The 23,354-nt window shown below is 58.1% G+C and carries 13 protein-coding genes; 5 read left to right on the forward strand and 8 right to left on the reverse strand.

Annotation, left to right across the window (positions count from 1 at the left end):
• Positions 1-722 precede the first annotated feature (722 nt).
• Positions 723-4,325 (forward strand): tetratricopeptide repeat protein, encoded by a 3,603-nt coding sequence (locus K227x_RS12445; RefSeq protein WP_145169846.1) that lies wholly within the window; start codon positions 723-725, stop codon positions 4,323-4,325.
• Between the two features lie 1,140 nt (positions 4,326-5,465).
• Here K227x_RS12445 and K227x_RS12450 read toward each other — a convergent pair.
• The 5 genes from K227x_RS12450 to K227x_RS12470 form a co-directional block, all read right to left on the reverse strand.
• Positions 5,466-6,293, reverse strand: a complete 828-nt coding sequence (locus K227x_RS12450) for an HAD-IIB family hydrolase (protein ID WP_145169848.1) — start codon at positions 6,291-6,293, stop codon at positions 5,466-5,468.
• A gap of 57 nt (positions 6,294-6,350) precedes the next feature.
• Positions 6,351-8,357 (reverse strand): alpha-amylase family glycosyl hydrolase, encoded by a 2,007-nt coding sequence (locus K227x_RS12455; RefSeq protein ID WP_145169850.1) that lies wholly within the window; start codon positions 8,355-8,357, stop codon positions 6,351-6,353.
• Positions 8,341-10,584: an HAD-IIB family hydrolase gene (locus K227x_RS12460; RefSeq protein WP_145177798.1), complete on the reverse strand. Its 2,244-nt coding sequence runs from the start codon at positions 10,582-10,584 to the stop codon at positions 8,341-8,343. Before K227x_RS12460 ends, K227x_RS12455 begins: the two co-directional genes overlap by 17 nt.
• A gap of 570 nt (positions 10,585-11,154) precedes the next feature.
• Entirely contained in the window at positions 11,155-12,231 is a 1,077-nt protein-coding gene (locus K227x_RS12465; RefSeq protein ID WP_145169852.1) for a DUF4261 domain-containing protein, read from the reverse strand.
• A gap of 140 nt (positions 12,232-12,371) precedes the next feature.
• A complete protein-coding gene (locus K227x_RS12470; protein ID WP_145169853.1) occupies positions 12,372-13,931 on the reverse strand; it encodes an acyltransferase family protein in 1,560 nt (519 codons plus the stop codon).
• A gap of 299 nt (positions 13,932-14,230) precedes the next feature.
• On the opposite strand from K227x_RS12470, the gene K227x_RS12475 reads away from it, so the two are divergent.
• Complete coding sequence (locus K227x_RS12475) at positions 14,231-14,464, forward strand: hypothetical protein (protein ID WP_145169855.1); 234 nt, start codon at positions 14,231-14,233, stop codon at positions 14,462-14,464.
• Positions 14,461-16,194 carry a hypothetical protein gene (locus tag K227x_RS12480; protein WP_145169857.1) on the forward strand — a complete coding sequence of 578 codons (1,734 nt, stop codon included), beginning with the start codon at positions 14,461-14,463 and terminating at the stop codon, positions 16,192-16,194. Before K227x_RS12475 ends, K227x_RS12480 begins: the two co-directional genes overlap by 4 nt.
• 148 nt (positions 16,195-16,342) lie before the next feature.
• Here K227x_RS12480 and K227x_RS12485 read toward each other — a convergent pair whose 3' ends face one another.
• Complete coding sequence (locus K227x_RS12485) at positions 16,343-19,054, reverse strand: M16 family metallopeptidase (RefSeq protein ID WP_246146763.1); 2,712 nt, start codon at positions 19,052-19,054, stop codon at positions 16,343-16,345.
• Positions 19,055-19,478: 424 nt separating this feature from the next.
• Here K227x_RS12485 and K227x_RS12490 point away from each other — a divergent pair, with 424 nt between their 5' ends.
• Positions 19,479-19,793: a Rieske (2Fe-2S) protein gene (locus K227x_RS12490; RefSeq protein ID WP_145169861.1), complete on the forward strand. Its 315-nt coding sequence runs from the start codon at positions 19,479-19,481 to the stop codon at positions 19,791-19,793.
• A 217-nt stretch (positions 19,794-20,010) separates the two neighbouring features.
• Here K227x_RS12490 and K227x_RS12495 read toward each other — a convergent pair whose 3' ends face one another.
• Positions 20,011-20,508: a hypothetical protein gene (locus K227x_RS12495; RefSeq protein WP_145169863.1), complete on the reverse strand. Its 498-nt coding sequence runs from the start codon at positions 20,506-20,508 to the stop codon at positions 20,011-20,013.
• Positions 20,509-20,863: 355 nt separating this feature from the next.
• Between K227x_RS12495 and K227x_RS12500 the strand changes: the two genes are divergently transcribed.
• Positions 20,864-21,910: an alpha/beta hydrolase gene (locus K227x_RS12500; RefSeq protein ID WP_218933961.1), complete on the forward strand. Its 1,047-nt coding sequence runs from the start codon at positions 20,864-20,866 to the stop codon at positions 21,908-21,910.
• Here the strand turns inward: K227x_RS12500 and hisS are convergent.
• Complete coding sequence (hisS, locus tag K227x_RS12505; protein ID WP_145177800.1) at positions 21,832-23,220, reverse strand: histidine--tRNA ligase; 1,389 nt, start codon at positions 23,218-23,220, stop codon at positions 21,832-21,834. The two genes, K227x_RS12500 and hisS, sit on opposite strands and share 79 nt — an antisense overlap.
• Positions 23,221-23,354 lie beyond the last annotated feature (134 nt).

The raw sequence follows: 23,354 nt of genomic DNA on the forward strand, positions 1-23,354 counted from the left end.
GGCCCGGCCGAGAACATCAAGATTGTGTTAGCCATCGCGAACCGTGGGGCAAGCCCCACGGCAAATATCTGCCGCCGCTCCGCGGCTAAGCTGGGCGCCCTCTTCAGCCGGAATTTGCCGCTCTGGAAACCGACGCCGATTCCGCCTAAAGGCGGTACTACAAACAAAGGCATACCGCTCGGTCATCCACCAGTCACCGTTCGTAGTACCGGCTTCATAGCGCGTTCAGCTTCTGACAGCCGCGGAGAGGCGAAAGCATCATGCCGGTGGCCTTTGGCCACCGGATATGGCGTCCCACCAATGATCTTTCTCGGCCGGGCCGCCCGCAGGCGGCCCGGCCGAGAACATCAAGATTGTGTTAGCCATCGCTAACCGTGGGGCAAGCCCCACGGCAAATATCTGCCGCCGCTCCGCGGCTAAGCTGGGCGCCCTCTTCAGCCGGAATTTGCCGCTCTGGAAACCGACGCCGATTCCGCCTAAAGGCGGTACTACGAACAAAGACGCGTCGTTTTTTAGTGGCTTGGCGATGCTGACGGAGGGCGCGTTTTGGTTGCGATCGAAATTAGCATTCAGTCAGCAACGCGGCTGATTCCGGGGGAGGTCAGTGGATTCTATGGTCATCCCGCTGGGGCTGTATAATCTGGCTCACTCTCCCAGCCGCCTTTGTCGATCGGACAATGGATCGGCAGCTGGTTTTTCTTGCTTTTGCCTTGGCCGCCCACGTGACCCACGATCCCTTTTCTGAACAATCGGCTGTTCGATTCGAATCATCCCAGCCTGCCGGTCGTGTTCCGCGAACCAGTTTATGGGTGACCGGCGGAATCATCACCGCGTTCCTCTTTTGCCTTTGCGCGGGATTGGGCACCGCCGTTTGGTTCTTTGCAGGACAGTGGGACAGTTCGACGCCGCTAGCCGATTTACCGCCTCGTGAGGACTCGGTTTCTTCGTCGTTCGGGTCGGATGCGGAAGTGTTCAATCAAGGGTTGCTGGAATCGATCTCGCAATCGGAGGCTGAAAGAGCGGATCAACACTTTGCCGCCGACGATGCGGAATTGCCGAACCTGGCTGCTGCTTCGGATCGCGATCTGCAGGTGCGAAAATTTATTCAGCACGCGGCCCGATCGGCGAACGAAGGTGGTCCGATCCCGTTCCACCGTGACATGTTCATCGCCGCGATCGCGCAGAGTCCTGAAACGGTTGGCAGCCTTCACTGGGCTGATCGGTTTGCGATCAAGGGTTGGCTTGATGATTACGAACCGGTGCCTGACGAAACGGACCAGTACATCCGAATCGTCAATATCCACTGGGATGACAACCCGATCTTGGCGACGGTCGACGTGATTTTCTATTCGGACGAAAACCAAGCCGATTCACAGCGATGGTTCTTGGTGCACGATGACGGGAAGTGGCAGGTCTATGATTGGCTTTCGCTTGAATATGGTCGCCGGATGTCTGACGAGTACGCGGTGTACGTGGCGGGCGAGACTCGGTTGGCCGAAGGGTTGGATTTGATCATCAATCAACTGGGCGACGCTCAAACCGCCTGGGATGCCGGCCGCGAGGACGTGGCGTTGGCGGCTGTCAAAAACTGCGAGACGACGCCGACGATGCCCCAGGATCGTTCGATCGTGTTGCTGCGAATCGCCTACACGTGGATGTATTTCGGTAGGTACGGCGATGCTTTGAAATCTCTGCAGAAGATCACCGACCCGGACCGACGCTGGGGTGTTTGGCCGATGGTGGCCCTATGCCATCTGAACATGGGACGTGACGAGATGGCACTTCAGGCAGCCAACAAGGTGCTCGATCAGTCGCCGAATCACCCTCGCAGTCACTGGTTGCTATCGATCGTTCATCAACAAATGGATCGGATGGACTTGGCCGCCGACGAGGCTGTGTTGGCGTTGGCGGGATGTCCTCGCGACCAATCGTTGGTGGATTCATTGATGAGCTATCAGCGCCAGCAGGACATTCCTGCGCTGTTGGACGCGATGCGGCATTCTACGAGCGGAACCTGGACCGGACTGGCCGATTGGGCGGCCTACGATCGATCCTGGGCAGACGCATTGGTCCAAGCGGTGGATAGCCGAACGGACCTCGACATGCCCGATGGGATCCGAGTCATGATCGATGCAAACCAGGCGTGGTCGAAACAGGAATTTGGCCGGGCAGCCGAGTTGTTTCTGCAAGTTCGTTCGGAGGCGACTGATCGCGATATTCGCCGCGTCGCATCCCAAGATCACGCGGACGCAAGGGTCGAAACCAGCCAGTTCGAAGAACTGTTTCGCGAGTCCGAAGATCCCACCGCTACGTTTTCGATGCTGGTTCATTGGTGCTTCGAAGGGGACTTCTATGGGGACCCCGAGAAACTATTCTCTGCGATCGCGGCTTGGGACGAATCCGCATCTTCATCCGATGAAGATGAACGCTGGTTGACCGGGCTGCGCGGATGGTGTCACTGGCAGTTGATCGATGCGGTGACGACCAAGTTCAGTGACGATCCGAATCCCGATCTGGCTGCCGTGCACGCCGTCGCCGCGCTGGAGGATCTGTCTGCGTTCGGTCAATGGCGACAATCGGTGGTTGAATCGCAAGCCGAGGCCGACGGCATGGATGGCGAAGACGACGACGGCGACAGTGACGAATCACTGATTTCCGCGGTCGATCGTTCGATCGCATCGGTAAGGCTTTCGCAGGGCCAGTGGGCGGAAGTCTTGGATCAGTTTCCCGACGATGTCCTGATTCAAGACCGGTTGCTTCATGGATTGCGTTTGGGTGGCGCCGAGGCGATGCAGTCGGCATTGGATTCCAGCGATGATGAATCGGGACCAGAAATTGAATTTTTCCGAAATCGTTTGCGAGCCGAACTCGCTTCGCAATCAGGTGAAATGGAGGCCGCGGATCGTTGGTTCGGGAAAGCGACGGAGGCCGTGCAGGATCTAGATCCGGAGGGATACTACGGGTTGCACCCGAGTGTTTTGGAGCAGCGTGCGGATGGTCTGGTCGTGCACCGCATGCTGCCGAGCGAAGTCAAGATCGATGAGGGTGGCTTCGCTGACCTGGTTACCAGGGTTGTGCGAAGGGCCGCGCGGTGGGGGGATTCTCGATCGGTCCAGGCGTGGTCGGGGCGGGCCGTGCCGGACTCGTTCGACGCCGAGCAATTGGCAGAAATTCGTGTGCGTGTCGCTGAAACGCGATTTGCCAACGGTGATTTTGAAACGGCAGCATCGGGTCTGGGCGGCGACCCATCGTCGGACAGTCGCTGGTCACAACGGATCCATCGTTTGCGATTGCAGGCCTTGCTGGAAGCAGACGACTTCGATGCCGCATCGGAGCTGGTCAAACAGACGGTCAATCAGGCAGGGGATGCTATGCCCCAATCCGATTCTGCCGACCACCGCACACCACCGCGTGAAATGGCGCTGATCGCACTGGCCCGCCAGGATACGGTGGAACTGCAGCGATTGTTGGCGGAGTTTCCAAGCGACGTAGTGGCCGAGTGGATGGAGGGCAGTCTGCAGCGTCGATGGTTGGTGCGGATGGCGTCTAAGCCAGAGTTGCTTCCCATCTTGAATGAGTACAGCTACACGGTGGGTTCGGTGATGTCCGAATCAACGGGGCGGTTGTTCATGCCCCAAGATCACGAATTTTCAGAGCGTTCAATTTCCGCCGCCCTGCAGTCGGCTACCGCAGAAACGTTTCGGATGACAGCGTTGAAACCGTCGGATGATTCCGGCGACACGGCATGGATGGCCGATTCACCCAGCGGTCAACGGTTTCTGATCATGAACTCGACAAACAATGTGTGGACGACACCCCAGATGAGTTCCGGTTCCGGTGATGCCGTGATGATCGCGGTGTTGGACCAGATGCCACAGGCCAACCGGCGTCTGTTCCAGGTCGCCGCAGCGATGGCGGGCGATGAAGCGGTCGCGTTTTCTTGGCTCGACGAGGGGCTGAGCTGGTGGGAGGGCGATTTGCGTGATCGCATCCAGTGGGATGATCGTGTGCCGGTCGATCCAAAGGTTCTTCATCAATCCATTCAAACCAGAAAAAGATCGCCTGAGTCCGCAGAACAGGGGAGCGCGGCGGCCGAAGGTTCGGATCAGATCGCGAAGCTCCCAAGTGGCAGCGTGGTTGATTTGGTCGAAACGTGTATGGGGGCAACCAACCGCATTTCAGCGGATTTGATCGGTGTGGATCTCGATCAGGGGCGTGTGATGGTTCGCCCCCACGCAGACGGCGTGATCGATCCGTTGATTCGAAAGGACGTCGACTACTACACCCGAATCGGGCTTGTTCAACTGGCAACCCCCGATCCATAAGTATCGCAGTGGATGTCGCGGTCAAGGCCAGCGGTCATCGACGACTAGCGTACAGGTTGGATCGCCCGCACCGCTCGGGCAACGCCCAGCGCGCCTGTACGGTTGAAACGCGCGGCCCGTTGGGCACGCGGTTAAACGATGGTGTGGGCGCGCGCTAGCTCGTTTAACCGCTTGGGCAACGCCCAGCGCGCCTGTACGGTTAAAACGCGCGGCCCGCTGGGCACGCGGTTAAACGATGGTGGGTGTGCGCGCTGGATCGTTTAACCGCTCGGGCAACGCCCAGCGCGCCTGTACGGTTGAAACGCGCGGCCCGCTGGGCACGCGGTTAAACGATGGTGTGCGCGCTGGATCGTTTAACCGCTTGGGCAACGCCCAGCGCGCCTGTGCGGTTGAAACGCGCGGCCCGTTGGGCACGCGGTTAAACGATGGTGTGGGGGCGCGCTAGCTCGTTTAACCGCTTGGGCAACGCCCAGCGCGCCTGTGTAGGTGAAACGCGCGGCCCGTTGGGCACGCGGTGAAACGATGGTGGGTGTGCGCGCTGGATCGTTTAACCGCTTGGGCAACGCCCAGCGCGCCTGTACGGTTGAAACGCGCGGCCCGCTGGGCACGCGGTTAAACGATGGTGTGGGGGCGCGCTAGCTCGTTTAACCGCTTGGGCAACGCCCAGCGCGCCTGTGCAGTTGAAACGCGCGGCCCGCTGGGCGCGCGGTGAAACGATGGTGGGTGTGCGCGCTGGATCGTTTAACCGCTCGGGCAACGCCCAGCGCGCCTGTGTAGGTGAAACGCGCGGCCCGCTGGGCACGCGGTTAAACGATGGTGTGCGCGCTGGATCGTTTAACCGCTTGGGCAACGCCCAGCGCGCCTGTGCAGCTGAAACGCGCGGCCCGCTGGGCAGGCGGTTAAACGATGGTGTGGGGGCGCGCTAGCTCGCCCGCACCGCTTGGGCAACGCCCAGCGCGCCTGTACGGTTGCAACGCGCGGCCCGTTGGGCACGCGGTTAAACGATGGTGGGCGCGCTGGATCGCCCGCACCGCTTGGGCAACGCCCAGCGCGCCTGTGCGGTTGCAACGCGCGGCCCGCTGGGCACGCGGTTAAACGACGATGGTGTTTGCGGGGGCGGTGACTTTGGGTCGCGTTCCGCTATGGCTTTAGGTATCGTTGGACGCCTTCTAGGACGCCGCTGGTGGCTTTCTGTTTGGCGATGTACAGGCGGTCGGCCCAGCCTTGATTGTCGTGGACTGCGGCGACGCGATTCACTAGAGATGGGTCCGCGTTGCCTACGATGATGCTGCGGAAGCCGGCCGTCAGGGCGGCGAAGTCGTTGCCCGAATCGCCCGAAAATACGATTGAATCACGAGCGTGATTGTAGGCGTGGGCCCACCAGTCCAGTGCGCTGGCTTTGGACGTGTTTTCCGGCAATAGATCAATCAATCCATCGCCGTTGAATGGATCGACACTGGCGATCATCGTGTACGGTGCAGCCCGCTTGTGTAACAGGGACTGGACCTCGGTGGTCAGCCGCTGCAGTTGTGGTTGGTCGACGTAGAAACTTAGCTTGAATGGCCCCTGTTTGAACGGTTCCTGCAAACGCAGTCCGTCGATCGTGGACAGGTGATCGCGAAGCGTTGCGATAGGCAACGGGTGGATGATCTGGCGAAGAAAATCTGCGTAGCCGCCGATGGGTGAACAGTCGCCGTTGGCATCCACCGAAACGATCGAAGTGCCGACGTCACAGATGATCCATTTGGGACGCGGCAGTTTGCCGGATTGGAAGAGATCGCAAGCCGATTCCAAATGTCGGCCTGTGACGAACACCAGGTCCATGTCGCGGTCGGCTAAAAGCTGGTTCAGGATCGGCAAGTCGCGGTGGTTGTCGCTGTCGCCATCGAGCGGCAGAAAGGTGCCATCCAGATCCGTCGCCAGGATACGTGGCAACGATAGTGAAGCGGTCAAAGGCGAGACATCCATGTTGGTCGTCGTATCAAGGGGAAACGGTACGGTTGGCAGTCCATTCTCTACGGAGAATCAAACGCGATTGAGCCACAGGACTTGATAGGGTTCCAGGATCAGATCGCTGCTGGTGGCGAACGTCGATCCGGCCAACGCATCTTCGAAAAATCTTCCGTAGCCAGCTGTTCGCAATTTATTGCCGGATACCGATTGGGGTGTTTCGGAAAAATTGGCCAGGATGGTCAATCGGTGGCCATCGTGGGAACGCACAAAGCTAAGCAAATGTGGGTTGCCGGTTGAAATCAGTTCCATTTTCTGGCCGGCCAATGCGGGCAGCATCTTGCGCACCGTGATCAAACGCTGCAGGGAACGAAAGATTCTAAGACGCAGCGACGTGCCGCCGGAGGTCATTTGATCGTCCAGCTCTTCTAAGAATTCCCATTTCATACGCGGGCGGTGAACCCACCTTGTGTCACCAGCTTTGGCCGGGTCTTTGACAAAGTCGTAATCGTTCAGCATCCCCCACTCTTCGCCCAGATACAGCAGCGGGATTCCACCGATGCTTAGCGAGATGCTGTGCAACAACAGGATTCGGCGAATCGCCATCTCGATCTCGTGTTCCGATTCATTTTCGATCGCCAGTTCTAGGCCTGCAAGCGAGGCTAGCGTGCCAGCGATTCGCATGTCGCCCGTAGCTACGTTTTCTTGGAACGGGATTCCCCGCGCAAAGGAACCTTCAAACTGTCCCGTGTAGAAATGGTTTAGAAAGCGGCGATGGTCATAGGCATTGATCCCGACTTGCGATGCGTCTTTGTCGTCAAACGTCCAGCCGACATCGTCATGGCAGCGCAGATAGTTGACCCACGCGGTGTTTTCGGGCAGTTGGTGTCGGTGGCTTAACGATTGCGATAACAGCCGGGTTTGACGGGTCGCCAGCGATTCCCATAGCAACGCCATCAGTGTCGGGTTGTACGAAATCTGACACTCGTCTTCGCCGATGTACTTCACCACGTCATCGGGGTGTACGATCGCTTCGGACTTGAACAGCAATCCGGGGGTCGCGATCCGAGCCAGCACGTTGAAGGCTTGAATCAACGTGTGCGCCTGCGGAAGGTTTTCGCAGTTCGTTCCCAGTTGTTTCCAAATGAAAGCGACCGCATCAAGTCGAAGCATGTCGACGCCGGTGCTGGCGATGAAGAACATCTCCTCCAACATAGCGCGAAAGACGGCGGGATTGTGGTAATTCAGATCCCATTGGAAGTTATTGAAAGTCGTCCAAACCCATTTGGCCATCCCGTCGTGCCAAGTGAAATTGCCGCGCCGCACCGTCGGGAAGATTTCTCGTAGCGTGGCCTCGTAGCGGTCGGGCATCTCTCGGTCAGGAAAGATGTTGTAGAACTGCTGGTACTCGCGATCGCCGGACTGTGCTTTCTTGGCCCACAGATGTTCGTCCGAGGTGTGATTGAAGACAAAGTCCAATACCAGCGTGATGCCCGCGGCGCGCAGGTCGTCGGCCAATAGACGCAGGTCTTCGATGGTGCCCAGTCGGGGATCAACCGATCGGTAATTGCTGATTGCGTACCCGCCATCGCTGTTGCCTGGACGTACAGCGAACAGTGGCATCAGGTGCAGGTAGGTCAGCCCCAGTTGTTTGAAGTAACCGATGTGCTCGCGCAGTCGACCCAGATTTTCGCTGAACAGATCGACGTACAACGCTCCGCCGACGACCTGTTCCGATTCGAACCAGTTCGGTTCGATCACGCGGTGCCGATCGACTTCTCGCAAGCATTCGGGACGTTCGGCCCAAGCGGTGGCCGCCGTCAACAGAATCTGTTCCAAGTGATAGAAAAAGTCGTACCGATTGCCGTACAGTTCGTGCAGCAACCGAAACAACTTATCCCATTGTTGCAGCAAGCGTGATTCGAATTCTTCGCGCACCGATGCCGAGACATCGGCCGATTGCCACACGGTTTCCAGACGCGGCAGCAGACGTTCTAGCGTCAGCTGGCCTTCGAATGACAGATCCGAAATCGGTTGGTCGGCTTGATGGCTCGCGAAGCCGTTGTTATTCGTTCCGATCATTCGGGATGACGATGTTGCCTAAGAATTGGTAATAGTTGATGCCTTCTAGGATGCCTCGTGCATTGCAGCCTTCGGCAAAGTAGACGCGAGGTCGGCCACGAAGGACTTCCAGTTCCTTGCCGTGGTTGCCAACGACAACCCCCAGCGTTCGGCCAAGCAGCATCCCCTCGTCGTTGCCCGAATCGCCGACGACCAGGACGTTTTCGGGGGAAAAGCCCCATTTCCACAGCACATGACGCATCGACAGCTCGCTGCCCCCGCGGACGGGGATCACGTCCAGGTAGACGCCCAGCGACAAGATAACCTTAGCTCGCACACCGGCTTCGCGAAGGAGTTTTTTCAGATGAGCCACACTGGGGGCTTTCTCCTGGTCCAACTGGTAACAGACCTTGAACTCGCTTTGATGACGTTCCTCTTGCACGTGGACGCCCGGCAAAGAATCCAACACCGCATGAACCTCGTCCGGTTTCCACGCAAAGCCGATCTGTTTTCGCCAGCTTTGGTCGGGCGTCAAAGCGGGCCCGTAGTGCAACTGAGTGCCCGAATCGGTTTCGATCAGATCGGGCTGAGGCAGGTCCAGTTCCTGGATCATCCGCATCGCCGAATCGAGCTTTCGCCCGGTCGCGATCCCGAATCCAATCTGCGTGTTTTCTTGGATCAGCGATTTGAATTCGGCGAGCGCTTCATCGTCACCGGTCAGGGTGTTGTCCAAATCCGTGATGATGATTCGGTCGAATTCCGGTAGGCGACGGACGCGCGGACTACGCACCAATTCGGGGGTTGCCGAACCCTTCATGATGTCGGCCAGGTCCCGCACATAACGGCGTGCATGGTTGGCCCATGAATAGTGTTTTCGCGTTCCCTTGATTCCAGCCTCGGACCATTTTTCCCATTGATCCGGTTCGGTCAAAGTTCGCAGCAGAGCCTTTTCGATCGCATCGCTGTCCATCGGATCGATCAACAGGCCGTTCCCACAATTCCCAATGATGTCGCGTGGTCCACCGTCATTGGTGGCGACGATCGGCAGCCCCGTGGCGCCGGCTTCCAGTAGGGTTAAACCGAACGGTTCGGTCAGGGCCGGATTGATGAACACGCCCTTCAACCGCGTCGCCCATCGGTAAAGTTTGGGGACGTCGCTGGGGATGTGCGTCTTGGGATAGGCAACCTTGCCGTACAAGTCGTACTTGTCGATCAGATTGAAAACGTTCTTGATGATCTGTTGCTGACTCTTGGGCAATTCGGCCAGGTCATCTCGCGTGCCCATGATCATGACCAGGTTCGCAGCCTCCTGAAGCTGCTTGCTTTGACCGTACACCTCGACCAGTTTTTCAAGGTTCTTGCGTTCGTCGGGACGGGCCATCGTCAGGATGACGGGCTTGTCGGGTTCTTGTAAAAATCGTTCGATGTCACGGGTGATCGCGGGCTTCTGGTTAGACTCGTCTTCGTCGACAACACCCGTGCCTGACGAATCGTGATTGGGCGACGCGTCGTCCGATGACTCCGTGTCGATGGGCGGCGAAAACAGGCTTAGGTCGACGCCCGGCGGAATCACTTCCATCCGATCGGGTTGGTAGTGATCGTACAGTTCGTACTGCTGTTGGATCTCTTGGTTGGTGCTGGTGACGACCATTGACGCGGTTTCCAAAGCGATCTCTTCCGCTTCGGTACGCGTCGTGAATTTGTACTTTCGTTCCAGCCCATCGACGCTCTTCCGACCCACCGACAAACGTTGCAATTTCACGCGGCCCAACGAGTGTCCGGTGAAGACGTAGGGGACGTGCAGCAAACGAGCTAGTTCGGCGCCAGCGCGTCCGGCATCGGCATAGTGACCGTGGATGACGTCCGGAATCCCGTGGCGACGGAAGTGGACCAGCGTTTGGTCGACGAACATTTCCAGGTAGGGCCAAAGTGCTTCTTTCTTGAGGTAGCGTTTCGGCCCAAACGGGATGCGGATGATTTTGGCGTTTTCCGATATCTGTTCTTCGACTTGGGCGTAGCTGTCGTCGATCTTCGGGTCGATGATCTGACGCGTCAGAAGTTCAACGCTGCCGATCTCTGGCTGCAGGGCAAGTTCGTTGGCAAGTTCCAACACGTACTTGATTTGACCGCCGGTGTCCGCGTCACGTCCAAGTTCGCAGTCCTTGGCTCGGATCAGCCCATGCAAACTGATCAACGTGATTTTCAGCGGTCGGTCTTTATGGGGGAAAGTGACATGGGGCGTGGGCATCTGCAGGTTGGGTTGGGTCATTGATTTTTTCGTCCCGTTGGACCAGACGCACGACCCATGGCGGGTCACGTTTGCCGGTCAACGGAAATACGTGGGAATCAAAATGTCTTGCGACGTGTCTTCAGTGCTAAGCTCGAATCGACGACTTTCGATCCAGACGGCTCGGCATCAAGGCTGTGCATGAACCTAGAAGCTTTGGCCACAAAAGTCACGCGCCGGACGCAAATTAGCGGTTTGGAAGACCTAATACGCAAACCCTATGCCAGAGCGTTTTAGGGAAGATTCTGTCTCATTAGCGTCAACCGTTGGCACGCGAGACGACGCCGCAGCGAATTCGTCTTTCTTCGGCTACTGCGAATGGTTGCGGATCAGTCGGGCTGGTCGGTTTCTAACCAGCGGTCGCAGTCAGTGGCCTGCTGAATGAGTCGTTGTCGAGATAGCAGCGTTGCAATCAGAACCCGGCGCGTCGGCGAGTGGATCCGTCGAATCCCTCGCTCACCGGCGTGTTACCAAATCAGCAGGCCGTCAGCGACGGTTGTTTGAGGCACGGTTCGGGTTCCCTGAGGCGATTCAGATGCCTAGATTCGAATCCAATTCATCATCATCGTCGTCGTCATCGAGGTCCTGATCGCCTAGCAGGTCGTCGCCTAGCAGGTCATCGGGACCGAACAGATCCTCGTCGTAGTCCGGTTCTTCGCCGCGTTCCAACAGGTCGTCGGGAGGCACCGATCCGTCTTGGGGAACCCAGCGGATCGTTTCTCTTGGTGGATCGGACAGTGCGTCGTGGCATTCCATGGCCGCCCAGGTCACGTCGCCGGGCCCGTCGGCTGTATCGCCGTCTTCGACGTCCTCGTCATGCTGCATCATGTACAGCGATGCCGTCCGCAGGAACGCTTCGACGTCGCTGGGGTCAAACTTTTCGGAATCGTAGATCGCTTCCAGGTCGGGCAGATCAAGTTGGGCGTTGCCCACGGTGTCAATCAACGTCCACTTATCGGTGGCGTGAAATAATCGCACGTTCGTCCACATATCTAGCGGCGGCATTTCGTGGCTCCATGCGTAATTCAAGCCGCGCCGCAGTGAGTTTTCGTCTCGCAATACTTCGCCACCGGGATTGAAATAGCAGATCGCGTCGTCGTCTTCCAACAGCGTGGTGACCGCGCGGGTGATGAAGTTCAATTCGTCCAACGGGTCATAGTCGTCGGGGATCAGCGGCAAATCGTCTTCTTCGTCGGTGGGGTCTTCGGCACCAAGGACGTAACTGATCAACAGGCGTACGTGAGCGGTGTGGCTCTTGGATTCTTCCTCGCCCTCTTCCCATCCCCAGCACTGTTCCGAAGCCCGTCGCAGACAACCGGGGAACGCCAGCGGTCCGAACTGACCCAAAGACCATGCCACAAATCGTTCGGGCGATTCATCGGGGTCGCCCATGTCGTCTGGCCAGGGCGAATCCGACGGCGTGACCAACAGGTGGCCGCCAACTTCGGATCGGTAATCGAATACCAGCGTTTGGGGGGCGCTATCGTCGTCGATCGAATCGTGGCGACCGACCAACTTGAATCCCTTCAACCGCTCCTCCAGGGTCGCAATGGCGATCGGGCGACGCAGCAGCACGCACATTCCCTGCGTGAACAGACCTTTCGCCATCAATATCCTCACCAAACCCTTCGAACTACGATTAATCCATCGTTTTAACGAAACATTCGTCGCAGAACGAGGGGCACCGATTCTGGCCGCAGGCAAACCGGTGCATCAGGTCGCAACAAGCACTCGCGGCGGATCGCATGCTATGCGGCGCGTCGGGGAGGAATGTTCTGACTCCGGCGGATCGGCAGACCGACGCCTGAACCATGCCCCGGGGCGGCGGTGGAGTCGTCCGAATTTGTCGAGTCGGGATCCATCGCCCCCGATTCTTGGGTGCCAGGATTCAGGCTGCCGCGTCCCCAGGGGATCGAAATCGTAGCGTCCGATTCATCTTCATCGCGGCGAATCGTCGGTGAGTTTTCGATTTCCGATTCAGCAAGCTGCTGGCCCGTCGCGGCGTCGGATCGTTCGCTAGGCAGCGAGTATTGGAACCCCAGAATCTTTCCCAGCCGGGTTCGTCGCACGAGTCCTTCGTAGGTGGCGATCGAAAACGCCACGCTGATGGTGGCCGCGAATATCATTTTCGCCACCGGGCTGAATCCGGTGGCGAACCACTTCAAATCGATATGGGCCAGGCCCAAAATTGGGTGGTGAACCAGATAGATCCAAAACGATGCTGCGGCGACGTACTTCACGGCGGTGGAGACCGATAAAACGTGTCGCATCGCCAACCCCATGATCACCAGCGTGGCCAGGACGGCGGTGGTCGCGGTCATCACTGCCGTGATGGCGTGGGACAAGTTGGATCGGAACAGGTATTCGCCTTCGATCTGCATCGAAACCATCTGCGACGACAGATCGACGGAAATCGGTGATGGATCGACGGCCAGCAATTGCCATTGGCCCAGACGGATCGTGGCAAATCCCATCATCAATGTGGGGATGGCCAGCCGGGGTGCCCAGCGTTTTAGGCCGTCGAGTTGCGGATCGTTCCAGGCCAACGAGACACCCAGTGCGAAGAAGATCGCGTGGTAGGTCCATTTGCTGGCCACGGGCAGAAACGCGTGCTGGAACCCCCAAACCACTTCCGGGCGGAAGATCAGCACGATGCTGGCGGCTCCGGCCAGGGCGGCGATACAGATCGAATCGATGGTTCGTGAACCAGGCTGGATTTGCCGCAGCATGCCCTGCCCGAACTTGGCGGTCCGCTGCCCCCACCGATCCCAGGCTGCTTTGGCGGCAGCCAGGATCGCGACGTAGGTGAACAGATACGGCAGGAACCACAGATGGCTGAGTCCCCACAGATTTCGATCAATCGATCCGTCGAATTTTAGGCTCTTCATTTTCACCATCGGGACCGCACCATCGGTCACCCACCCCAGCACCCACAGGTACAGGTCCAGTGGCAAGACGACCAGCATTCCGAACAGCAGCGGGATCAGCAGACGTTTGGCTCGCGATCGGACGACCCCCGACGGTTGGCTGCGGCCGAGCGAACGCCAAGTGAAAAAGCCGGCGATCACCAGGAACAGTGGCATCACGATCAGTTCTAGCGACCAGAACGCAAAATCGACGGCTTCGCTGGGCGTGTCCTGCACGGTCCAACCGAGCCCTGGCATGGGATGTTTCAGGTACGGAACGCCGGCATGAAGTGCCACGACCGCGATCGCAGCGGCAGCCCGAACGAGGTCCAAGCCGGCGAACGTCGTCTCGGAACCAGAGTTTCCGATGGATCCCATGACGGGCTGGTCGGTTGGAGGCATCGGTTCACTCGCGGAAAGCAGGTTGTTGGTTCGTGTGGCCTGGGGAATACCAAATCGGAATGCCCCCAGGAAAGTCCATCCCAAAACCAGCAAACCCCCGTAGCGCAAGTCGCCAAGACTTTCGGTCTATCAGCAAACACCCGTAGCGCAAGTCGCCAAGACTTTCGGTCTACGCTTTCGGGAATCGATGTTGGAGGCCGAAAGTCTTGGCGACTTGCGCTACGGAGAGAGAGGGGGGGGGATCTTGATTCGCTGGCTGCGCGACACGCGAAATTCGCCCTCACCTGCAGAGGCTCGATTTGGATTCTGTTGTTGGCGAGCGCTTTCGGATTGGTTTTCCGGGGGTGTTGTTTGTCGGCACAGCCGCAAATACCGGACTTTTCCGCCTTGCTGTGGCTCTATGGGAGCGAATTTCGTTGACGCGGGAGGCCCATTTCGTGGATACTAAGGTCGCGGCCATCGAGGCTGCATTCGACGCTCTTCTCTTCCGGTACTCGCTGCCGATCACGCTTCTCACGGTGGAAAACCCATGAGTCATCGCAAACGTTCGTACGATTCGCGCCCGATCGCCCTGTCGGCTGATCCCGATCATGGGGGGGCTGTTGCACGCGTGTTGTCGATGGATGCGGATTCGACGACCGAGCGAAGTCGTGGAACGATGGTGTTAGCGGTTTTGATCGCATTCGTTGCCGCGATGATCTGCTCGACGCGCGTGATCGGGCAGGAAGCGCCTGCCCAGGGCAAATTTGAACATTTCCCTCTGCACCAGGCGCTGCAGAATCCGGCGATGGTGAAGAATGTCGAATCGAAAACCAAGTCTTACGCATCGACGGGAAATGGCGACACGCGGATGGTGAAGGCTTACTTCACGCTGTTAGTGCCAGCCCGATTGACCGCGGCCGATGCGCCCAAGGACATGAACGAGATTGTCAGCGACGTCAGCACCTACATCGCTCGCGCGGCCCGTTCGAATCGTCCCGAAGTCACTCAAACGATCACTCAAAACGCCTACGCTGGTCTTTCGCGCGTTGCCCAAGGGAACTATCCCCCGCCCGGGCGGATCGCAGCAATCCTGATGCTCGGTCGGCTCGATCAACGGCCCGCCAACAGCGCCGCCAAGACGCCACCTATCCCCTATCTGGCCGCACTGCCGACGCTGGTGAAGCTTTACACCGATGAAAACAACATTGATGGAGTCCGAGCTGCTGCGTTGCAGGGGATCCATCGCCAGGTCAGCTACGGATTTCCAGGAATTCCCCAAGACACTCGAACCGAAATCTCGGCCGCGATGACCGCGCTGCTGGATTCCGAACCACCGATGACTCGCACCGACGACGTGCATGCCTACCTGCAACGATATGCCGTCGACATCCTGACTTCGCTACGTGCGGCTGACGACAAGGCTTTGGGAGTCAAGTTGATTGGAATCAGCACCAAGGCCGACACGCCCGATCTGCTGGCCCTGCATTCGGCGGCTAGAGTCGGCGATTTGGGAGCGACGATGCAAGGAAAAGTGGACACCCCGGATACCGTTTTGCAAAGTTGGGCTGCGAGAGCCATGCGGGCTTTCGAGAGCGAAGTGGACCGACTGAACGCGCTGGAACGAATTCCGAACGCAGCCAGTCAGCCTAAGAAACCTGCCGATTTCTTGCGGAAGCCGAGTGAAAACACCGGACGTGGGGCTGCCGGCGGCTATGGCATGGGCGGCATGGATGGGATGGACGAAATGTCAGGCATGGAAGACATGATGATGGACAGCAGCATGGGCAGCATGGAAGACATGATGATGGACGGTGGCATGAGCGGCATGGACGAGATGTCGATGTACGGAATGGGAGGCGGAATGATGGCCGCCCAAGCCAAGCCACAGCCGCCGGAAGTGATCTCATCGCGACGCCGGCTGAACCACGTGCTGCAACAATTGCATCTGGGCGTCACCGGAAATGGTTCCGCAGGAATGCCGTCGCGTAACCCAGGCGGACTGCTTGTGTCCGTGCCGAACGAGAAAAAGAAGCTGGTCGAAGATTGGTTGACGTCGATGAAAGAAGTCGTCGATGCCCTGAACGACGATATGCTGGACGATCGCGACAAGTACATCGAAGGCTTGGAATCGCAAATTGAGATGCTGAAAGTGATCGTCGGCGATCAGGAACCCGAGCGAGCGATCTTCACGGATGACGACGATCTGGCAAACGCACCAGCCGCAGCTGAACCCGAAGCCGCCGCACCAGCCGCCGCAGTCGGCTTCAAACTGGACGAGTAATCGACCTGGGTCAGGCAACGCTCGGTATTGGACTTCGCCAGAAGTCCCATCCGCTGGCAAACCCCCCGCTGGCCAATCCGCCGATTCCCGCGGCGGATTTCCCGGGTGCCGGCGGTTTTGACCGCCGGCAGATCCGTTGCCGCTCGCTCTACTCTGCAGCTTCCTGTTCGGCTCGTGCCGTGGATGCTGCGGCAAAGTCGCCGGCTACTGCTGTCACCAACTTGCCAGGATGGATGTACTTGCGAATCGCCTCGTTGACGCTTTCGACGGTGGCATCCTGGATCTGGCGATCGTGGGCCGCGTAGTACTCCATCGTTCGGTCGTTGAACATCGTGCTGAGCAGTTCACCGGCTAACGAAGCGTCGGCGACACGACGAACTCGAGCGGACTGCAGGTACGACACTTTCGCCTTCTCCAGTTCGTCTTCGGTGATTCCCTGGTCACGAATTCGATCGATTTCTTCCAGCAGAACCTCCGTCAAACGATCCTTGTTTTCAGGGTTGGTGATCGCGTAGATCGTAAAATCGACACGTCCATCCTTGGCTCTCGCGGACAATCCGCTGCGGACACCGTACGACAAACCTTCTTGTTGGCGAACTCGATCCCCCAGACGGCTGCTGAGCGATCCACCACCGAGGATGAAGTTCCCCAGGACCAGCGAAGCATACTCGGGCTGATCGTCAGCCAAGGCGTACTGTTGGCTGGTGTAATAGACCGCGTTCGCTTTGTCTGGCGTTTCGATGATGTCGGTCGATCCAGGCAGTTCCGGATGCGGATCCCGGTCGACTCGCACGTACGCGATGTCGGTATCCCAGTCGGTCAATTCCGCCTTCATCAGTCGTTTGACTTCTTCGGCATCAAAGTCGCCAACAACCGACAGTTCACCCGCTTGGTTGCTGAAAAAGTCCGCGTGCAGTTGTTTCAGTTCGTCGATTTCGACGGCCGAATACATCGCAATTTCTTCTTCCAGCGTTTGCACGTATCGGATGTCATCAGGCCCATAGGGTGATAGCGTCCGTCGAACACTGCGCGGCGCCAAAGCTTGTGGATCCGTCGTGCTCTTTTGCAAACTGGTGACGATTTGGCGTTTCAGCACGTCCAGTTCCGTCGCATCCAATCGAGGGCGACGCACGATGTCACCGATCAATCCGATCACTTCGGGCAGGAACTCACGTTTCGTTTTGACGCTCAATTGCATCAGTCCGACGGTCGTGTTGAGCGACAGTTCGGCCCGCAGCCGAGTCAGTTCGTCTTGCAGTTCGGTGTAGTCCAGTTTGTCGGTCCCACGTGACATCACGATGCCAAGCAGTTCGACGGCACCGATTTTATCCTTCAACGTATCGGCGGTCCCGAATCGAAGGGTCAGCATCAAGGAAACCGTTTCGCCGCGTGTCTTCTTGGGCAACAACGCGTATTGGATTCCGCCAACCAGATCGCCACGCTGGGTACGAGCTTCGATGGCGTCCGGCGATGGGTCGAATTGTTCGCCCGCAGCAATCGCTGCTCGCCCCTTGTAATCCTTGAAAACGGTCTTTAAATCGGGGGCTTCGGGAACTTCGATACGGTCCGACGTTTCGCTCGGGATGAACAAGCCGACCGTTCGGTTGTTTCGCACAAAGTACTTTTGGGCCACGCGTTGAACCTGATCCAACGTCAATGCTTCGACATTATCGCGGAACAGGAAATACAAACGCCAATCGCCTTGGGCGGCCCAGTCGCTAAGGCTGACGGCGACTTTGTCCGAGTCCCCGGCGGCCAATTCGCGATGTTTCAGGATCTGTTGGACCGCACGGTCCAGTTCCTGTTGGGTGATGGGATCGGTGGCGAATGATTCTTCCATCACATCGATCAACTTGACCCGAGCAGCCTCGATCGACTTGTCGACGTTGACTTCGGCCAAGGCCATGAACAGGCCTGGTTCGGTGAACGCGTTGGCCATCGCATAGACATTCGACGCGATTTCCGTTTGGACCATCTGTTTGTACAGTCGGCCACTCGGTTCATCACCCAGGATGTAGACCAAGGCCTTCACAGCCGCAAAATCGGGGTGGCTGCTGGACGGAATGTGATAGGCCGTGCCAGCCAATTGGATTTCACCGACGCGGCGAAGCACGACGGTGCGTTCCCCATCCTGGGCAGGTTCGGTGGTGTAGGTGTCGTCGATCGGTTCATCCGGTTTGTGCAGCGAACCGAAGTACTTTTGCACGTACTGAAGCGCTTCGTCGGGATCAAATTTGCCGGCCAAGGTGACCATGACGTTGTCTGGCCGGTAAAATTTGCGATAAAACTTTCTCAGCCGTACGACTGGCACACGTTCGATATCGCTGCGGTTACCGATGGTCGAACGGCCGTAGTTGTGCCAATCGTAGGCACCGGATTGGATCCGCTGCATCAGCACTCGGATGGGCGAATTTTCGCCACTTTCGAATTCGTTCCGCACGACGGTCATCTCTTTTTCAAGATCTTCGCCGCGAATGAAGCTGTTGACCAATCGGTCAGCTTCTAGCCGGATCGCGAATTCCAGGTTGTCGCCGACCGCGGGTAGCGTCTCGTAATAGTTGGTGCGGTCGGTCCAGGTGGTCCCGTTCATCGAATTGCCCGCACCGCGTTCTTTCAACGCTTTGGGGATATCCGGATGCATCGGCGTGCCCTTGAACAACATGTGTTCCAACAGGTGAGCCATGCCGGCTTCGCCGTATCCTTCGTGGCGTGAACCGACAAAGATAGTCATGTTGACCGTCACGACTTCTTTGCTGTCGTCGGGGTACAACAGCACGCGAACGCCATTTTCAAGCTGGTATTCCGAAATGCCTTCGATTTCGGTGACCTTCACAGGGCTAACTTCGGTAGCTCCATCCACTTCGGGATCTTTCGTGTTTGCGGTAGCGGGCGACTGAGCCGTGGTTGGCTCCGAACTCGGCTCGTCTGCCCGAATCAGGCCGAGGGGGAAAACGCAAAGGCATACCAATGCGATGATACCGGCAACAAGGCGCTTTCCTTGCTTCTGCCGATCCGTGCAGGGTCGATCCTGCTTGGGACACTGTTTCGCTGCCGCCGTCGTCAAGCGATCGCAGGTCGAAACGCCCTCGACCGTCGCGGGGTGTAAATGATGGAAGGTCACAGCCATACTCCTTAGGTGTTCATTGACCCAAACGCGAGTGACGGCGCCTGTCGCACCGCTCGTCCCCTACGCTTTCCCGAATTGTAACGTCACTGCAATCACGGGATACCGGACCCGGGCGGTGAAGGGTCCGTCGACAAACCTCGCTGTGAATTGAATCTTCATGAATCATCAATGGACCCCTGTTGCCCAAGCAAGTGAGATCGCCGATGGCGAGGCGATCGAGGTCGTGGTCGGCGAACAGATCTTGGCGATCTTTCGTTCCGATGGGCAATGGTTTGCCATGGACGGGATGTGCGCGCATCAAGGCGGGCCGATCGCCCAAGGAAAGGTTGCCGATGGCTGTGTCACCTGTCCGTGGCACGGGTGGCAATACGATCTGGCGACTGGCATTCAAACCATCAATCGACAACCGTTGATGCAAACTTTCCCGATCCGCGAAGTCGACGGAACGATCGAAGTCGAACTAGAAAAGTAGTTGGCACCTGCGAACACCCGTTCCGTGTCATCGAGAACTCGGTGGATCCAGCGTTCTGCGATCAACTCGACATGCGCTAGGCGTGGTTCGCCCGAATCGGCTCGTCGATAGCATCCGATCCGCTAGGCGGCGGGCTGCCAATGTTGATGGTGGATCGATCTGGCTGCCGATCGTCGCAGCGATCCACAACGGTTCGATGCGTCGTTCCCGCTGGGGATTAAGCCGACTTGGCGGCTAGGTAGCGATCCAACGAAAGGGGCGGGTAACCGTCATAGAAGCGACGGATCCAGTGTCGGCCTTTCCAGTCTTCGAGGTGACGTTGCCACCCCATGCGGGTCATCAATCGATCGCTGATGTTGCCGTTGGACACGTGCGCGACGATCGCCGCTGCGCCGCGGATATGAGCGATGTCGTCTAGGATATGACAGGCCGCCGAAAACGACTGGTAACCGGCAAAGGTGCCGGCGCGGATATAGTCCAGCGTCAAAAACGTTGGCAATCCCAACGGTTGGTGATAGTCGATCCAGCAAACGTCGTCGTCGCTGCGGCCGTACTTTGCCTGCCACCATACCTGGGCCATGGAAACGCTGCCGCAGGTCAGTCGGCGTTGGACTTCGATCATCTTGCCACCGCGCACCAGGATGCGGCCATACCGCCAATTGCGGATCTTGGTGAAGTCGTTTCGTGGGTCGGTGGTGGCGTCTAATCGCAGCATGTTTTGTCTTTCCTGATCGACACAACCCGATCGTGTCGTATCGAAAAGTAGCACATTCTGCGGTGTCAGGCCCCGGCCTGCCCCCAGTCCAGACTCGGTTGGCGGCGGAATCGGATAGGATTATCGGGGTCACCCGATTTGCTACACGTTGTTTGTGGCTTCACGTGGTTTGTGGCTAGATGCGGTTTCCGGCGACGTGCAGAATCTTGCTAGACGTGGCGTCCACGACGCTCGACACTGAATGATCGATGCGGCCAGGCACGACGCGGTGGCAGGTCGATTGTCACGGGACGCTGCATCCGCTTGGGGCGTGACCACTTTTTCTACGGCTACGTTGGCTTGGACTGAACGAACTATGTCGAACGATGATTCATCTTCCGCAGGCAAGCCTGCGACCTCCACCGGCGCTGAATCGGAACGGCTAAAATCCAGACCGCAGCGGCCCGAAATGCACCAGCCGACAAAGCGGCGAACAGGACGCAAAAAGCACAAGGTCGTTCGCAGTCGCGGCGCTCGGCTGGCGATCTCGATCGTGCGGATCGTGATCCTGGGTTACATCTCGATTTTGGTCGCGCTGGTCTTCATGGAAGATCGGTTGGTGTATCCGGGCGCCTACATGGACGACGATTTCACCACGACCAGCGAATCGCCCGTGAAAACGGTTACCTATGATTCGCCAGGAAAGATCACTCTGGCCGGCCGATTGGTCGAACGGACCGGAAGCGGCAACGTGGTTTTGTTTTTCCACGGCAACGCGACCAAAGCCAAGTGGTTGGACCGTTGGCTGATGCAGCTGTCCGATACATTCGATGCCACGGTGATGGCGGCGGAGTACCGTGGTTTCGAAGACGATGTCACCCCGTCCGAACGCGGCGTGTTGGAGGATTGTTTTGCGGCACGCGACTTCCTTTGTCAGCGATACTCGATCCAGCCCACCGATATCATTTTGTACGGAAGATCGCTGGGGGGCGGATGTGCTGTCGCATTGGCCAGTCGCGGTGGCGCCAAGGCGTTGATTCTAGAGAGCACCTTTGACCGTTTATACAAAGTTGCCTCGGACCGATATCCGTTCGTGCCAACTCAATTGCTGATGCGAAACCGATTCGATTCGACTGCACGGCTAACGAACTACACCGGTCCCCTGATCCAAATCCACGGAACCGACGATACGATCATCGCGTTTGATCGTGGACGGGCGCTGTTCGATTCGTCGCATTCCAAGCAGCGGCACTTCATCGAAATCGAGGGAGTCGATCACAACGATGCGATGCCGCGACGGGTGATTACCGAAGCGGCGGAAATGCTAGATCAGTGGAGCTCCGATCAGCTGCCTGCGGGGGAACCGTCGGCTGCGGCCGAGCGTGAACCAGGCGATGTTGCCGACGCGCTGAGCACCGATTGAATCGCGGCCACAAGTGCCGCGGGATCTTGGTGGGTGTAGGCGACATCGGTGGTTTCTTTGGTCGCCAGTGTCTTCAGCTGACAGCGATTTTCGTCCCACTCGTTCCCGCCGGCAACGATCACGGCAGTGAATCCACGTCGGTCAGCGTACTTCAGCTGGGCACCCAGTTTTTTCGTGTCCGGATAGACCTCCACGCCGATGCCCGCCGCACGCAGGTGTGCGGCCATCTGCAGATAGTCGTCGCGGTGCGAGTGATCAAAATTCGTGATCAGCAGCGGTGCGGGAGTCGACGCCTCGGGCAGCAACTTTAGCTGCTCCATCGCAGCCAACAATCGATCCAACCCCAACGACGCGCCGATTCCGGGGAGGTGCTGTTTGGTGTACAGGCCTGCCAAGTTGTCGTAGCGGCCACCACTGCAGACGCTGCCAATTTCAGGCAAATCGTCTAGCGTCGTTTCAAAGATGACGCCGGTGTAATAGTCCAGTCCGCGAGCAATCGATACGTCCAGTTTTAGACGTCTTGCCGGTACGCCGGACGCCAGTGCCCCGCGGTAGATTTCGGTCAGTCGCTGAATTCCCTCGGCGGCGATTGGGTTGCCAGAGGTGATTTCGGGCAATTGAGCGAGCACCGATTCGGCGTCGCCGTCGCACTGAGCCAACGCCAGCACCGCGTCGGCTTGGGCCGCATCGATCTCCGCCACGCGGCACATTTCTTCGTGCGTTTTCTCTCGACCGATTTTGGTCAGTTTATCCAGGCTGCGAAGCACCGGCACCGACTTGTCGGCTAACCCGAATTGGTCCAGCAGCCCGGTCAGGATGGTGCGATTGTTGACGCTGATGGTGAAGCGATCAAATCCAATTGCTTCAAGCAGTTGGTTGATCACGGCAACGGCTTCGATGTCCGCCAGAACCGATAGTGTTCCGATCGTGTCGAAGTCACATTGGACGAACTCGCGATAGCGGCCGGCCTGCGGATTCTCGCCACGCCAAACCGGCGCGATGTGATAGCGTTTGAAGGGAGTCCCAAGGGTGCCGATGTGCTGGGCTGCGAATCGAGCCAGCGGGACGGTCAGGTCGAATCGCATTCCGACGTCGCGGCCGCCGTTGTCCTGGAACCGGTAAATCTGACGATCCGTTTCGTCGCTGCCTTTGCCCGACAAGATTTCTAGGTATTCCAACACCGGCGTATCAATGGGTGCAAAACCAAACGAGCGAAATGTGTCGCGCGCGGTTTGCATCATCTGTTCCCGCGGCATCATCACAGCCGGCAAGTAGTCGCGAAAGCCCTTCAGCGTGCGGGGTTGGATCAATGACATGCGATCAGGTTACCGGGGAGTTTCGGGTGGTTGATGATGGACGTGGACGGGACGGGGTGTCGCCGTCAAAAAATTCGTCGTCAATGATCCGGCGACGATGATACTGGCGACGATGCGACGCCTTCGTG

The organism is Rubripirellula lacrimiformis (assembly GCF_007741535.1).
Classification (GTDB): domain Bacteria; phylum Planctomycetota; class Planctomycetia; order Pirellulales; family Pirellulaceae; genus Rubripirellula; species Rubripirellula lacrimiformis.

Excerpts from the sequence above, each read along its gene's own strand:
- K227x_RS12455 (WP_145169850.1), bottom strand. The coding sequence starts at position 8,357 with ATGATCGGAACGAATAACAACGGCTTCGCGAGCCATCAAGCCGACCAA.
- K227x_RS12460 (WP_145177798.1), bottom strand. The coding sequence starts at position 10,584 with ATGCCCACGCCCCATGTCACTTTCCCCCATAAAGACCGACCGCTGAAA.
- K227x_RS12495 (WP_145169863.1), bottom strand. The coding sequence starts at position 20,508 with ATGCTGCGATTAGACGCCACCACCGACCCACGAAACGACTTCACCAAG.
- K227x_RS12465 (WP_145169852.1), bottom strand. The coding sequence starts at position 12,231 with ATGGCGAAAGGTCTGTTCACGCAGGGAATGTGCGTGCTGCTGCGTCGC.
- K227x_RS12470 (WP_145169853.1), bottom strand. The coding sequence starts at position 13,931 with ATGCCTCCAACCGACCAGCCCGTCATGGGATCCATCGGAAACTCTGGT.
- K227x_RS12480 (WP_145169857.1), top strand. The coding sequence starts at position 14,461 with ATGAGTCATCGCAAACGTTCGTACGATTCGCGCCCGATCGCCCTGTCG.
- K227x_RS12500 (WP_218933961.1), top strand. The coding sequence starts at position 20,864 with ATGTCGAACGATGATTCATCTTCCGCAGGCAAGCCTGCGACCTCCACC.
- K227x_RS12490 (WP_145169861.1), top strand. The coding sequence starts at position 19,479 with ATGAATCATCAATGGACCCCTGTTGCCCAAGCAAGTGAGATCGCCGAT.
- K227x_RS12450 (WP_145169848.1), bottom strand. The coding sequence starts at position 6,293 with ATGGATGTCTCGCCTTTGACCGCTTCACTATCGTTGCCACGTATCCTG.